The sequence below is a fragment of the Trichocoleus sp. FACHB-6 genome, assembly GCF_014695815.1.
Classification (GTDB): domain Bacteria; phylum Cyanobacteriota; class Cyanobacteriia; order Cyanobacteriales; family FACHB-T130; genus Funiculus; species Funiculus sociatus.
This window is the reverse complement of the sequence record NZ_JACJOY010000021.1, coordinates 33,781-47,847: the sequence shown is the minus strand read 5'-3', so window position 1 is coordinate 47,847 and position 14,067 is coordinate 33,781. Positions and strand designations below refer to the sequence as shown.

Sequence of the window (14,067 nt, the reverse complement as noted above, 5' to 3'; positions counted from 1 at the left end):
CACTTTTTGCCTTTTACCTTTTTATAGCTTCTGTACTACAGAAGACTTCACACTATCTTTGTTCTCCACTGGGATAGTGTTATTTTCGATGTTTTCCCCGACTGGGCGACGCGCCTCAATTAAGCTAATTGCGCGAGTGACGCTTTCTGGTAAAATCACCACCAAGCTGCCTTCTGGGGCTTGGTCGAGAGCGGTGTTAATCGCTGTCGTCTCATCAAGGATAGTTTCATACTGAGCATCTGGCTTTTCTTGGGATATCCCTTGAGAAATTAACTCAGAGGCATTACCGCGATCGCGTCCCCGCGTATCATCGTCTTCCTTAACGATAATGCGATCGAATATTAGGCTAGAGAGTTTACCCAGCGTCACAAAATCTTCGTCACGGCGATCGCCAGGGCCACCCACAACCCCAATCCTTACCCCAGGCCAATTGCGGACAAAACCGCCCAGCGCCTCGTAAGAAGCTGCATTGTGAGCATAATCTATCAGAGCATTATATTTGCCCAGATTGAACATATTCATCCGCCCCGGTGTCTGAGAAGCCGAAGCCCGGAACGTACTTAAACCCTGACGAATCTCCTCAATTTTCACCCCTTGAGCAAACGCCGCCAGACTCGCCGCCAGCGCATTCGCAATTTGGAAAGGTGCCAACCCACCCATTGTCAATGGTACATTCACCGCCTGCTCAATTCGGAGCGTCCAATCTGCCTTTAAAATTGACAGATAGCCATTCTCATAAGCTGCTGCCAAGCCGCCTTTGCGCGTATGGCTTTGCACCAACTCATTCTCCGGGTTCATGGTGAAATAAGCTACTTGCCCTTTCACGCGCCTTGCCATCGCCGCCACTAGAGGATCGTCTGCATTAAGTACCGCATAGCCTTCTGGCGCAACCGCTTCAGCTACCACACTCTTAAGATGAGCCATATCATGTATGGTTTCAATATCACCAATTCCCAGGTGATCTGCGGCGACGTTTAAAACTACGCCCACATCGCAAGTGGTGAAAGCCAACCCAGACCGAAGAATACCGCCGCGTGCAGTTTCCAGCACCGCCACCTCTACCGTAGGATCTGAAAGAATCAAATTGGCGCTTTGCGGGCCAGTGTTGTCTCCTGGTTCCGCCATGTAATCACCAATGTAGGTGCCATCGGTAGTTGTGTAGCCAATGGTTTTACCTGTCTGCTTAAAGATATGGGCAATCAGGCGCGTGGTGGTGGTTTTGCCGTTAGTTCCAGTGATGGAAACAATGGGAACACGACTGGGAGACCCTTGCGGGAACAGCATATCCAGCACTGGTGCTGCGACATTTCGCGGTAAACCCTGGCTGGGACAGACGTGCATCCGGAATCCAGGGGCGGCGTTTACCTCAACAATCACGCCATTCATTTCTCTAAGTGGTTTGCTGATATCATTTGTCACCACGTCAATTCCAGCAATATCCAGACCGATAATCTTAGCTATTCGTTCAAAAAGCCAGATATTTTCTGGATGAACCTCGTCAGTACGGTCAACAGCAATGCCTCCGGTGCTGAGGTTTGCTGTTGCCCGCAGGTAACAAATCTCACCTTTGGATAGCACCGTCTCTAGGGTGTATCCCTGCCGTTGCAAAAGTTGCCAAGATGTACGGTCTAGTTCTATTTTGGTGAGGACGTTATCGTGTCCTTCCCCGCGATTCGGGTCGCGATTGGTTTCTTCTATTAGTTGCTCAATTGTGGACTTGCCATCTCCCACAACGTGGGCGGGGACTCGTTCCGCTACCGCCACCATTTTGCCATTTATTACTAGCACCCGATGATCCCGTCCGGTATAGAAGCGTTCCACGATTACGGATCGGGTTTTGGAGGCAGCACTGGCAGCATCGTAGGCTTCCTGTGCCAGTTGCCCGTCGTTGATGTTGATGGTGATACCTCGTCCGTGATTACCGTCCAGAGGCTTGATCACAATTGGGTAGCCACCAACGTCTTCTATGGATTGTTCGAGTTCATCTAGATAGTTAATTACGGTGCCACGCGGTACTGGCACCCCAGCTTCGTGTAGGATTTTTTTGGTGCCTTCTTTGTCGCAGGCAAGCTCTACCCCTAAAATTCCGGAGTAAGTGCTGAGCGTTGCTTGCATTCGCTTCTGGTAAATGCCATAGCCCAGCTGAACCATAGAACGGGCGCTTAAAGACATCCAGGGAATACCCCGCGCTTCTGCTTCTTTGACGATGGTTTCGGTGCTGGGGCCGAGAGCGGCATCGCGCGCCAAGTCTCTCAAGTCTTTGAGATCCTGCTGTAATTCCGCCTCTGGATAGCTGCCTGTGTCTACAATACTTTGGCATAGCCGCACTGCTGCTCTGGCGGCATAGCGACCCGCTTGTTCATCAAAATACTCGATGACTACCTGGTAAGTGCCTGAAGTTGCGGTTTCGCGGGTACGCCCAAAGCCGACTTTCATCCCCGCGAGTTCTTGTAGTTCTAAGGCGACGTGTTCAATGATGTGTCCCATCATCGTGCCTTCCTGAACTCTGCTTAAGAAGCCACCTCGGCAACCAGGGGAACAGAAGTGTTCTACCAGACTCGGCAGTGCCTGAACTAATCCCTCGTAGAAGCCTGGAATTTCATTAGATGGCAACTCTGCCAGCTCTTCTAAGTCTAGGCGCATGACTACCAGTTTGTGGCGTCGAATGCTCCAGTAGTTTGGGCCCCGTAATGTCTGGATTTTTAGAATTCTCATACCTAATTTTGCGGGTGATTCAGAGGATGTGGGCGGTAGGGCGGGGTAGGGACTTTCACACAAAGCGATTTCGATATAGGTGTGCTTTTCTTTTATATAGACTTAATGCGAAAGCCCTTACATCTTGGTGGGAAAGCTGGCACTGGTTCCTGATGACCCCGCCCTTATTTAGTAATCTCTTAGTTTCCAGCTTTAAAAAGTGATAAAACTGTTCTCTACGAACAGTTTTATGACAAATGTAAAATTTAAAATCAAACATTCGGGGGCAAAATGACTCGCTGCTGTAGATGGTAGCGATCGCCATAGCTGAGAATGTGTACCCGGAGATTGAATATACTAATTGGTTCGGTAGCTCCCACTGAAGGCTGGTTCGTGTAAGAAACTTCACCGGGATCGACGATAGAAACTGTACCTTTACCCATCACCTGCAATACACCGTCTCCCTCGATTAAGGCGCAGGTATCTTCGTCAATACCCATCCCTAGCTTATCTGGATGACCGGAGATCGCGCTGATCAACCGCGCCATGCGATTGCGATTGTGAAAGTGCTGATCGACTATTACATCCGGGAAAATTCCTAATCCCACTGCCATATCAACTAAGGAACGATTGGGAGATTCGCCGCTACCGCCACCAGCTATCATGTGATGTCCCATCACCGCCGCCCCTGCACTGGTGCCTGCTAAAGTAATCTCACCCAAATGCGCCCGCTTGCGAATTCTTTCCATCAATGGTGTTTCTGCCAATAGTCCGCACAGTCGCAGTTGGTCGCCACCTGTCAGGAATACTCCAGTACACTCTTCAATGTACTCCTGCATCAAGGGATCTTCACTTTGAGAGCGATCGCGGATGTCTAGCACCTTTACCACCTTCGCTCCCATTTCCGTAAAAATGGTACGGTAGCGATCGCCAATAACTGCTGGTTCTCGCGATGCTGATGGAATAATCGCAATAGTCGCCTCTAGCGCCCCAGCACGATTAAAAAAAGTTTGTAGGATTTCGCGTCCATGAACTTTGTCTTCAGCGCCGCCAATAATCATAATGGCGGTTTTAGTCGATTGGGGCATCGTCTGTACTAAGGATTGAGATTCTAATTGCAGCATAATGTCACTTTTGAGCATAGGGTGAATCGAATACAATCTTTGGAGCTAGTTGATAGGAATGCCAATTTATCGCGTTCTTGGTTTTTGCTCAACTATCTGGACACCCTTGCTCACAAGGACAATCCCTATTTTCACTCTTGTCAATAGTCCCAATTTTTCTTAATGACAGGCGTCCGATCAACATCACCAATATTTTGCTTTTTTTTCCTGAGCCGCTCAGTAACAATGGTTACTACTCGCCATCGCGACTTAACCTTATAAGCATAATGCCAGATCCCGTAAACATTTTTTATAAAAGATTTAATATTTTTTTATGTAACACATCAACCTGTGGGCAGAATGCTTGGACTGGGGGCTAGGTACTGGGAGAATTAGGAGTTATGAGTTTTGAATTTATAACTTCTCACTCCTGGCCTCATAACTCTTTCCTAGTCCCCAATCCCTAGTCCCCAATCCCCAATCCCTATTCCTGCTGTGCGAATTGATATAGTTACTCTTTTTCCAGATTTTTTCTCCTCCCCCCTGAATTCAGGGCTGCTAGGGAAAGCTTTAGCCAAACAGATTGCCGGAGTGCATCTGGTAAATCCCCGCGACTTTGCCACCGATAAACACCACCGCGTCGATGATGAACCATACGGCGGCGGCGTGGGAATGCTGATGAAACCAGAACCGATATTCGCGGCTGTGGAGTCGCTACCCGTTTTACCTAGACGCGAGGTGATCTTGATGACACCTCAGGGGCAAACGATGAATCAGCCGCTGTTGCGAGAATTGGCGACAAATTATGACCAGTTAGCGATTATTTGCGGACACTATGAAGGTGTGGATGAGCGAGTATTACATTTAGTGACGCGGGAGGTATCTTTGGGCGATTTTGTGCTGACGTGTGGAGAAATCCCAGCATTGGCACTAATTAATGGTGTTGTGCGCCTGCTACCGGGAACAGTGGGAAAGGAAGAGTCGCTGAAAGCAGAGAGTTTCGAGGCGGGATTATTGGATTATCCCCAGTACACTCGTCCGGCGGAGTTCCGCGGCTGGAAAGTGCCACCAGTGCTGCTGTCGGGAAATCATGCGGAGATTGAACGCTGGCGAAACTCACAGCAAATAGAGAGAACGCGCGATCGCCGCCCCGATTTATACGCTCAATGGTTGGACGATAATGCTAACGGGGGCTAGGGACTGGGGGCTGGGGACTAGGGGCTGGGGACTAGGGGCTAGGGACTAGGTAAGACTTTTTCCCAATCCCCAATTCCCAATCCCCAATTCCCAATTCCCAATCCCCAATCCCCAATTCCCAATCCCCAATCCCCAATAGGTAAAAATTCTATGAACATAAGAATTGGCAACGGTTACGATATCCACCGTCTAGTTTCCGGTCGTCCCCTGATTCTAGGAGGGGTGAAAATAGAGCATGAGTTGGGGTTGCTGGGACACAGTGACGCTGATGTGTTGACGCACGCAATTATGGATGCGATGCTTGGTGCCTTAAGTTTGGGTGATATTGGTCATTATTTTCCCCCCACAGATGAAAAGTGGGCGGGTGCTGATAGTTTAGTGCTGCTATCGCAGGTAAATGCGCTAATTCGCGATAAAGGCTATTCAATTGGAAATATTGATTCTGTGGTGGTGGCGGAACGTCCGAAACTGAAACCGCATCTAGAGAAAATGCGCGATCGCTTATCCCACGTCCTAGAATTAAAACCCGACCAAATTGGACTCAAAGCCACCACCAACGAAAAGTTAGACGCAGTTGGGCAAGAAGCAGGAATCGCCGCTTATGCTGTTGTCTTACTGGTAGCTTCTAATTAACTTGGCTAAACCATATCGAGTCAAAGGTTAAAAATGTTTAGGATAGGAATGAACCAGAGACGGATAAGGCAGAGACTCTCAACGCGCTGGGAGCATTAAGGTAATGGAAGCTGGAAGATTTGAACTTACTCAGGGCGATTCTCTTGTTGATATTATTGCCTGCAACCCTGAAGGGCAAACGGTTCTAGTAGTTGAAGTCAAAGCTACTAAACTCAATGATAGTAAAGCAAAACAATGGGCGATCGAGAAACTCAAGTCGTATCTGCAAGCGGCGAATACGAAAATTCCCTTTGCCATACTGGCTGATCTTGAAAACATTGAGATTTTTCAATGGGACGGGGCTAATTTATCGGAACCCGTTAGCGTACTTAAGACTGCTACAGTGCTTAATCATTACGACCCCGAATTTAGCAGCAAACGGATATTTGGGCCATACCATAACACACTCGTTGAAGCTTGGCTGCGAGACTTAGCCTATCATTGGAAGTCGGAAACCCCGCCAGCATCAGAAGAATTGGCAGCCATCGGTTTGTTGCAGGCGCTGGAAGATGGAGATACTTACTCTGAAGGTGGCGCTTCTTGGTGATACTTTACGTTGAGACTAATTTCTTGATGAGCATTGCCACAGGACGCGACTCCCAAGCGAATACTTTGCTAGAGAATACGACCGCATCAGTCCAGATAGCGATACCAAGTATTTGCTGCATGGAAGCTCTCTCTGCATTAGAGGATGAACTGAAGCGCCGCAATCGTTTCATGGATGAACTGAAAAAACAAATTAGCCAGTTACGACGAGATGTCACCTCATCCCACGCCCAGTCTCTCTTTTCTCATTTACAACAGGCCTTAATTGAGAATCAGGCGCTATTCAATGATGTCGAAACCCGTCTCTTTCAAGCCCTCGATCATCTCAACACCAAGGCAGAGATAATTCCCTTAACTGGCGATATGCTTCAAGAAAGCTTGGATACACGTTTTATCAACAAAGACCCTACGGATAACTTGATTTTGCACTGCATTCTTAATCATGCACACCTGCATCCTAGAGATATCAAAGTCTTCCTCAGTGCTAATTTCAAAGAATTTAATACGCCGGAAGTTCAAGCGGCTTTGGGTAAGAATGGCGTGAATAGGTATTTTAGCCGCACGCAAGACTTCCTTGGTTGGCTACAGACTCAGTAAGCTTTATCAGCAGTTAGTAGAGAAACATTATGAGAATCCCTGTTATTAAATATTGTTGGCGGCGTGTGGTGGCTTTTGGGCTGGCGGTAGTGAGCGCGATCGCGCTTCATGGCTGCAACCCAACAAACCTCAAAAAAACCGAAGCCGCCCAATTGTCGTATATCGGAGACGCTAGCCTCAGCGAACCCAATTCCTTTAACTACATCCTCAGCGAAGGTGCACCTGATGTTCTTAGCCTTGTTTATGAGGGGCTGCTGACTCAAAATGGACTCACTGGAGAACTAGAGCCAGCTTTGGCTGAGAAATGGGAAATTTCTGAAGATAAGAAACGGATTGTTTTTACTCTCAAACCAGGGCTGAAATGGTCTGATGGTGCGCCTCTAACCGCAGATGATGTGGTTTTTACCTACAACGATATTTTCTTAAACAAGGAGATTCCCACAGATATCAGAGACATCCTCAAAATTGGTAAAAGTGAAGCGCTGCCAAGCGTCCGCAAAATAGACGATTTGAGGGTAGAATTCACAGTCCCGGAGCCGTTTGCTCCCTTTCTTCGCTACAGCGGTGGGTTGGCAATTTTACCAGCTCATGCCTTACGGGAATCTGTTCAAACTAAAGATAAGGATGGAAAGCCTAAGTTTCTTACAACTTGGGACACCGATACAGATCCTAAAAAAATTGTCGTCAATGGCCCTTATATGCTGGAAAGCTACACGCCTAGCGAGCGGGTAGTGTTACGACGCAATCCCTACTATTGGAAAAAAGATGCACAAGGCAATCAGTTGCCTTACATCGAGCGCTATTACTGGAATATTGTAGAATCTACTGACACTCAATTACTTCAGTTTCGCTCTGGGAGTTTGGATACATTTACTGTTTCTCCTGACTATTTTTCCTTGCTAAAACAACAGGAAAAGCAAGGAAAATTTACGGTTTATACCGGGGAAGCGGAAATGAGTACAACTTTTGTAGTTTTTAATCTGAACCAAGCCAAAGATTCAAAAAATCAGCCGTTGGTAGATCCGATTAAATCTCGGTGGTTCAATACGGTGGAATTTAGACAGGCTGTGGCTCATGCAATTGATCGTCCGGCAATGATTAACAATATTTATCGGGGGCTGGGCGAAGCGCAAAATTCACCAATCTATAAACAAAGCCCCTTTTATCTTTCACCGGAAGAAGGATTGAAAGTTTACGATTACAACCGGGAAAAAGCAAAGGACTTGTTGCGAAAAGCGGGCTTTAAATACAATGCTCAGGGGCAACTTTTCGATGCAGATGGTAATCGGGTGCGCTTTACCATGCTGACAAATGCAGGGAATAAGCTACGAGAAGCGATTGGCTCTCAGATTAAGCAAGATTTGGCTGGGATTGGTATTCAGGTGGATTTCAATGCGATCGCATTCAATACCCTGATCCAACAAGTCTACACTCAGCGGAAATGGGATAGTTACATTGGCAAAATTGGCGGCGGTGGTGTTGAGCCTAACGGTGGAGCAAACACCTGGTTGACAAAAGGAGGGTTGCATGCTTTTAATCTTGGCCCTCAAGAAAGCGAACCGCCACTGATTGGCTGGAAAGTTTCCGACTGGGAAAAGCAAATTGAGGAGCTTTATATTCGGGGTGCTGGCGAACTTGATGAAGCCAAGCGCAAAGAAATTTATGCGGAAAGTCAACGCATTACCCAGGAGAATTTGCCATTTATCTATTTGGTGAATCCGCTAACAATGGAAGCAGTACGCGATCGCATTGAAGGGATAAGATATTCAACTCTGGGAGGTGCGTTCTGGAACCTTACCGAACTTAAAGCCAAATCTGTAGAATAAAGGATGAAAAGTTTGATCAACAAACTTCGTAAATCTCGTTACCAGGCTCACCCTGGTAGCGAGAATATGAGGCAGAGCCTTACGATTCCTCTAAGGAAATATTTACATGGCAAAAATTTAGAAAAATTCTCAATTTTTACATCCTTTTTTATCAGGCAGAGCCTCCTAAACATCGTTACCAAGCTGAGCCTGATAACGAAAAAAGAAAATGTAGGCGCGAATTCTTTTCGTCAAGGCTGGGTTTTATCATTTATTATCTGTGTTACTTTTGCCTTATTTGGCTGTAGCCCGCAATCATTCAAAAGTCAGGCGGCTGAGAATTTATCCCAACTGGTGACAGTGACTTTGGCAGATCCCAAAACCTTTAATTGGGTGCTTAACCAAGAGTTTCCTCATGTTTTTCTCTTTACTTATGAGGGGTTAACATTTGAAAACAGGGTTACTGGTGAAATTGAACCAGCGTTAGCCGAATCTTGGGAAATTTCTAAAGATAAAAAACGAGTAGTTTTCACCCTGCGAGAAAACTTGAAATGGTCGAATGGTGAACCCCTGACAGCGGATGATGTTGTCTTCACTTATGAAGATGTAGTTTTTAATAAAGAAATTCCCACCGATGCTAGAGATAGCCTAAAGATTGGAACTTCTGGTGCTTTTCCGAAAGTCCGAAAGGTAGATGAGCGACGAGTAGAGTTTATTTTACCAGAACCTTTTGCGCCTTTTTTGCGAACTACCACAGGTACACAAAATGATGCTGTTATTATTTTGCCAAAACACGCCCTTCAAGACGCTGTAAAGTCAAAAAACTCCGAAGGAAAACCCAAATTAATGTCTATTTGGGGAGTTGATGCAAAACCAGATGAAATTATTGTTAATGGCCCTTACAAAATAGAAAGCTACACCACCAGCGAACGGGTTGTTTTTCGGCGTAATCCTTATTACTGGCGGCGGGATGCTCAAGGCGATCGCTTGCCTTACATTGAGCGCGTAATTTGGCAAATTACGGAAAATATGGATACTCAGCTACTCCAATTTCGCTCTAAAGATTTAGATACTACTGACGGTTGGGGACGGATGCGTCCAGAAGATTTTCCCCTACTGAAGCGAGAAGAAAAGCGGGGAAAGTTTAAAATTTACACTGGAGAGGGAAGACCGGGTACAAATTTTATTGCCTTTAACCTTAACAAAGGACGGCGTAATAGCCGCCCCCTAATTGATCCCATCAAGTCTCGCTGGTTTAATAATGTGGCATTTAGACAAGCTGTTGCTTATGCCATTGACCGACAAACTATGATTAACAACACCTTGCGCGGCTTGGGTGAATTGCAAAATTCACCTATCTCTGTGCAAAGTCCCTACTACATTTCTCCAAAAGAAGGTCTAAAAGTATACGAATATAATCCAGAAAAATCAAAAAAATTACTGTTAGGGGCGGGATTTAAATATAATGAAAAAGGCGCACTGCTAGATGCAGAAGGCAACCCCGTCCGCTTTAGTCTGATTACAAATGCTGAGAATCAAACCCGCGTGTCAATAGGAGCTACAATTAAACAAAATTTGAGCCAAATTGGCATCCAGGTTGATTTAAACCCGATGGCTTTTAACACCCTGGTAGATAAACTTGCTAATACTCTGGATTGGGAATGTTATCTTTTGGGCTTTACAGGCGGTGTTGAGCCACATAGTGGTGCTAATGTCTGGTTTACGGATGGGGGATTACATAGCTTTAATCAGGCTCCCCAAGTAGGGCAAACGCCGATTGAAGGGCGGGAGGTGTATCCTTGGGAGCAGGAAATTGCAGATCTTTACGTTAAGGCAAGCCAGGAATTAGATGAAACGAAGCGTAAGGCAATTTATGCCGAAACTCAGCGGATTACGCAAGAATATTTACCGATGATTTATCTAGTGAATGCGCTGTCAATGTCGGCGGTGCGCGATCGCGTCTCTGGCATCAAATACTCTTCCCTCGGTGGTGCCTTCTGGAATATTTATGAATTGAAAGTATCTGATTAAAGTAGTTTACACACCAAAATCAGCAATTCGTGGGTAAACTACTTTATCTGACCAATCCAAAATCTAAAATCCTTGCATCGGATGAGCCGTGTCCCAAACTGAAGCCTTACAGTCATTATTAAACGCCGTTGCCGCTGGTGAAGTAAACCCAGAGGTAGCCCTGGAAAAACTCAAGCACTTTGCCTTTGAACCAGTGGGCGATTTTGCTAAAGTTGACCATCACCGCAGTCTGAGAACTGGTTTCCCTGAGACGATTTGGGGGCCGGGAAAAACGCCGGAACAAATTGCAGCAATTATGGAAGTGATGCGCGATCGCAACCCCGTAGTCATGGCGACGCGCATTGACCCCGCAGTTTCAGACCAGCTGCAAGAAAAAGTTATTGGTCTGCGCTACTATCCCACTGCCCGGATTTGTGCTATCTCTCCTATTACCATAGAACCTCAGTATCCCGGTACCATAGGCATTCTTTCTGCTGGTACAGCCGATTTACCCGTCGCCGAGGAAGCCGCGGTGACAGCCGAACTCTCTGGCTTTCGAGTACAGCGTCTCTGGGATGTCGGCGTTGCTGGCATTCATCGCCTGCTGAGTAACCGCCACGTCCTTGAGTCGGCTAATGTGCTAATTGTCGTGGCAGGGATGGAAGGCGCTTTACCCAGCGTTGTTGCTGGTTTGGCGGATTGTCCGGTAATTGCCGTTCCCACCAGTGTCGGCTATGGCGCAAGTTTCGGCGGTCTTGCTCCCCTATTAACAATGCTTAATTCTTGTGCGGCTGGTGTAGGTGTGGTGAATATAGACAATGGTTTTGGTGCCGCTATCTTAGCAGGACAAATTTTGAGAACTGCTTATAAGTTGCAGTAAATTTAGCATTAACTTAGGTTGAGGAACTTCACGCAACTTTTTAAAATTTATTTAGATAATTTTAAATAGAATGAGAACCGCAAATTAACCAGACAAGCAGCCCCTAATATTAAAATTATCATTGGTTTTGGGTAGATGTAATAGAATAAAGCGAAGCATCAGGGTGACACCGCTAACGCCTCCGCAACCTTCCTGAGTTGAGTCGCGCCACATCTACTCAACAACTAGCGCGAGTAACTTTGGATAGGCAAAAGAATCCTGAGCTTGTAATAAGGAGCCGTGATAAGTTTGGAATACTTGACTGGCTACAGCTTTTAGGTTATCCATCAGATGCTCGTCTTCGCCCAAAGTTTCAAAGCCTAGACTCCACCAATCATTGTCTCTGATATTCACCTGAGCAATTTCTACAGCGCAGGTTTCATAAAGACGCTGCGATCGCACCTTTTTTACACTCACCCACTCGCCTTTTTCAGCAACAGATGCTACTAAGAAGCTCTCTGGTGTAGGATCTTTACAACTCCACTTTACCCATTTCTCTGCTTTCCCCTCCACTTTGTCTGCACGCAGCACGCCTAATTCTTCTTGTCGCCATTTGATTTCTAGCTTATTCTGCCGAAATTTGATACCCAGGTAATCGCACCCCGCCGCGTATAAATATAAATCTTCCCGTTCTTCTGGTGGCGTTAGATGACCTAAGAGAGAATCTGCACCGAACCACTGTTTGATTTCTTCTGGTATTGTGCCGCGATAGAACCAGCGCAGCTCCATAGTTGTTAACATCAGTTTGTTCGACTTGATAATTGGATAATTGTTTTAATGTTTATTACACATAGCCGCAACAAATTACTCAAACAAACTGCCTTAAGTAAAATAGTTTAGTTTAGTGAATCCGCTTTTTGATATAAAATATGTGAGAATTTTGGTTAATTGGTATATAAAAATACAAAAAAAACTTAAGAAATGAAACAAACGCATTGAGAAAATGCTTTATTTACATTTTAGAGTTTAGGTAAGTTGATTTATAAACTATATTGTTCAAATTGAAAAAGGCATCTGGGGATGCTTGGGTAAGGCTTACTTTTTCTTGTAATGTAAACCGGATAACATAGATTTGTAATGATGACATTAAATGTTATAGAACAGGCTACTATTGCGGCACAGCAAAAAAACTGGTCATTGCTAACCGAGTGCTTGCAGCAGCTACCAGTGACGAAACCCTCGGCGGGAAAAGGTGAGGCGAGTATTCAGCTGGAAGATGAATGTTTAGAGGAAATCCTTTCTTTGGCTTTAGAGGTACTGTACTCTGGTGATTTTCGGGAACGGTGGGAGGTGGCGAAGGTGCTTCCGAAATTTGGCAGCTGCGCGATCGCTCCTCTGATTTCCATCTTAGAAGACGAAGATGCCGAAATAGAAGAGCGTTGGTTTGCTGGGCGCATCCTGGGAGAATTTGACGATCCCGCCGTTGTCACAGCCTTAGTAGAAAGCTTGAAAACGGCTGATGATGAAGAACTCACTGTGGCGGCGGCGGCGGCTTTGGCAAATATCGGTTCTCCGGCTGTGGAGGCTTTGACTGGGCTATTGGCAGATCCCAACACGCGGCTGTTAGCAGTGCGTAGTCTGGCCCAAATTCGTCGTTCCGAAACCATTGCGCCGCTGATGGGAGTCGTTGAAGATCCTGAAGCCACGATCCGGGCTGCGGCTATTGAAGCACTTGGTAGCTTTCACGACAGCCGGGTGCCGCCGATACTGATAAAAGCTCTGAAGGATACCGCAGCACAAGTCAGAAAAGAAGCTGTAATTGGTTTAGGAATGCGACCTGACTTACTACCAAAATTGGATCTGGTTACTCATGTGCGATCGCTATTATTTGATTTTAATTTGGAAGTGTGCCAGCAGGCAGCGATCGCATTAGGGCGGCTGGGTACTGAGGAAGCCGCCGCCGCTTTGTATGGGGTACTTTTATCCCCCCATACGCCGATCCGCTTAAAAGTAGATATTGTGCGATCGCTTCCTCAAACAGCAACCTCCCTAGAACATTTACAAAAAGCCCTCTCTGTTGAGTCTCCTGAACTATGGCAGGAAATTATCATGGTTTTGGGGCGAGTTGAGGAACCAAAGTTAGTACCATTAGCCGCTAAAATTCTCCAAAGCGCACTTGACATTGGAAGTCCAACAGCTCAAAATCCCAAAGTTAAGCAAGCTATGGCAATGACATGGGGACATCTTGGCGATCCATTGGCGATAAAGCCCTTAATTGAGCTTTTAGCAGATCCAGATGCAGGGATAAGACTGCATTGCATAGCAGCTTTGAAAAAATTCCCCACTGCTAAAGAGAAATTACAGCAACTAGCTACCGACGAAAAGCTGACACCAGAGTTAAAACAAGGGGTAGCGATCGCGTTACAAGAATGGGGACTAGGGGCTGGGGACTAGGGGCTGGGGGCTGGGGACTAGGGACTAGGTAAAATTCTCCCCAATCCCCAATTCCCAATCCCCAATCCCCAATCCTGCTGTATCAAGCCTTACCAAACTCAGTAGCCAAATCCGCTAAATTCATTTCAGA

At 46.2% G+C, this 14,067-nt stretch carries 11 protein-coding genes; 8 read left to right on the top strand and 3 right to left on the bottom strand.

The features are described 5' to 3' along the window. Nucleotides 1-21: 21 nt before the first annotated feature. Together cphA and H6F66_RS03825 are read right to left on the bottom strand one after the other, a co-directional pair. Nucleotides 22-2,715, bottom strand: coding sequence for a cyanophycin synthetase (cphA, locus tag H6F66_RS03830; protein WP_190418374.1), 2,694 nt, complete (start codon nucleotides 2,713-2,715; stop codon nucleotides 22-24). A 251-nt stretch (nucleotides 2,716-2,966) separates the two neighbouring features. Beyond that, a complete protein-coding gene (locus H6F66_RS03825; RefSeq protein WP_190418372.1) occupies nucleotides 2,967-3,818 on the bottom strand; it encodes a cyanophycinase in 852 nt (283 codons plus the stop codon). 474 nt (nucleotides 3,819-4,292) lie between these two features. Here H6F66_RS03825 and trmD point away from each other — a divergent pair, with 474 nt between their 5' ends. From trmD to larB, 7 genes are all read left to right on the top strand, one after another. Beyond that, on the top strand, nucleotides 4,293-4,994 hold the full coding sequence (trmD, locus tag H6F66_RS03820) for a tRNA (guanosine(37)-N1)-methyltransferase TrmD (protein ID WP_190418370.1): 702 nt from the start codon (nucleotides 4,293-4,295) through the stop codon (nucleotides 4,992-4,994). Nucleotides 4,995-5,144: 150 nt separating this feature from the next. Then, nucleotides 5,145-5,627, top strand: coding sequence for a 2-C-methyl-D-erythritol 2,4-cyclodiphosphate synthase (gene ispF, locus H6F66_RS03815; RefSeq protein WP_190418368.1), 483 nt, complete (start codon nucleotides 5,145-5,147; stop codon nucleotides 5,625-5,627). Nucleotides 5,628-5,730: 103 nt separating this feature from the next. Next, nucleotides 5,731-6,213, top strand: a complete 483-nt coding sequence (locus tag H6F66_RS03810; RefSeq protein WP_190418366.1) for a type I restriction enzyme HsdR N-terminal domain-containing protein — start codon at nucleotides 5,731-5,733, stop codon at nucleotides 6,211-6,213. Beyond that, on the top strand, nucleotides 6,210-6,809 hold the full coding sequence (locus tag H6F66_RS03805) for a PIN domain-containing protein (protein WP_190418484.1): 600 nt from the start codon (nucleotides 6,210-6,212) through the stop codon (nucleotides 6,807-6,809). Before H6F66_RS03810 ends, H6F66_RS03805 begins: the two co-directional genes overlap by 4 nt. A gap of 29 nt (nucleotides 6,810-6,838) precedes the next feature. Next, entirely contained in the window at nucleotides 6,839-8,635 is a 1,797-nt protein-coding gene (locus tag H6F66_RS03800; RefSeq protein ID WP_190418364.1) for an ABC transporter substrate-binding protein, read from the top strand. 252 nt (nucleotides 8,636-8,887) lie between these two features. Beyond that, nucleotides 8,888-10,645 carry an ABC transporter substrate-binding protein gene (locus H6F66_RS03795; RefSeq protein ID WP_347269336.1) on the top strand — a complete coding sequence of 586 codons (1,758 nt, stop codon included), beginning with the start codon at nucleotides 8,888-8,890 and terminating at the stop codon, nucleotides 10,643-10,645. Between the two features lie 88 nt (nucleotides 10,646-10,733). Then, a complete protein-coding gene (gene larB, locus H6F66_RS03790; RefSeq protein ID WP_190418360.1) occupies nucleotides 10,734-11,504 on the top strand; it encodes a nickel pincer cofactor biosynthesis protein LarB in 771 nt (256 codons plus the stop codon). Nucleotides 11,505-11,717: 213 nt separating this feature from the next. Here the strand turns inward: larB and H6F66_RS03785 are convergent, their stop codons facing one another. Then, a complete protein-coding gene (locus H6F66_RS03785) occupies nucleotides 11,718-12,284 on the bottom strand; it encodes a hypothetical protein (RefSeq protein ID WP_190418358.1) in 567 nt (188 codons plus the stop codon). 336 nt (nucleotides 12,285-12,620) lie between these two features. Between H6F66_RS03785 and H6F66_RS03780 the strand changes: the two genes are divergently transcribed. Next, entirely contained in the window at nucleotides 12,621-13,937 is a 1,317-nt protein-coding gene (locus H6F66_RS03780; protein WP_199295151.1) for a HEAT repeat domain-containing protein, read from the top strand. Nucleotides 13,938-14,067: the final 130 nt, after the last annotated feature.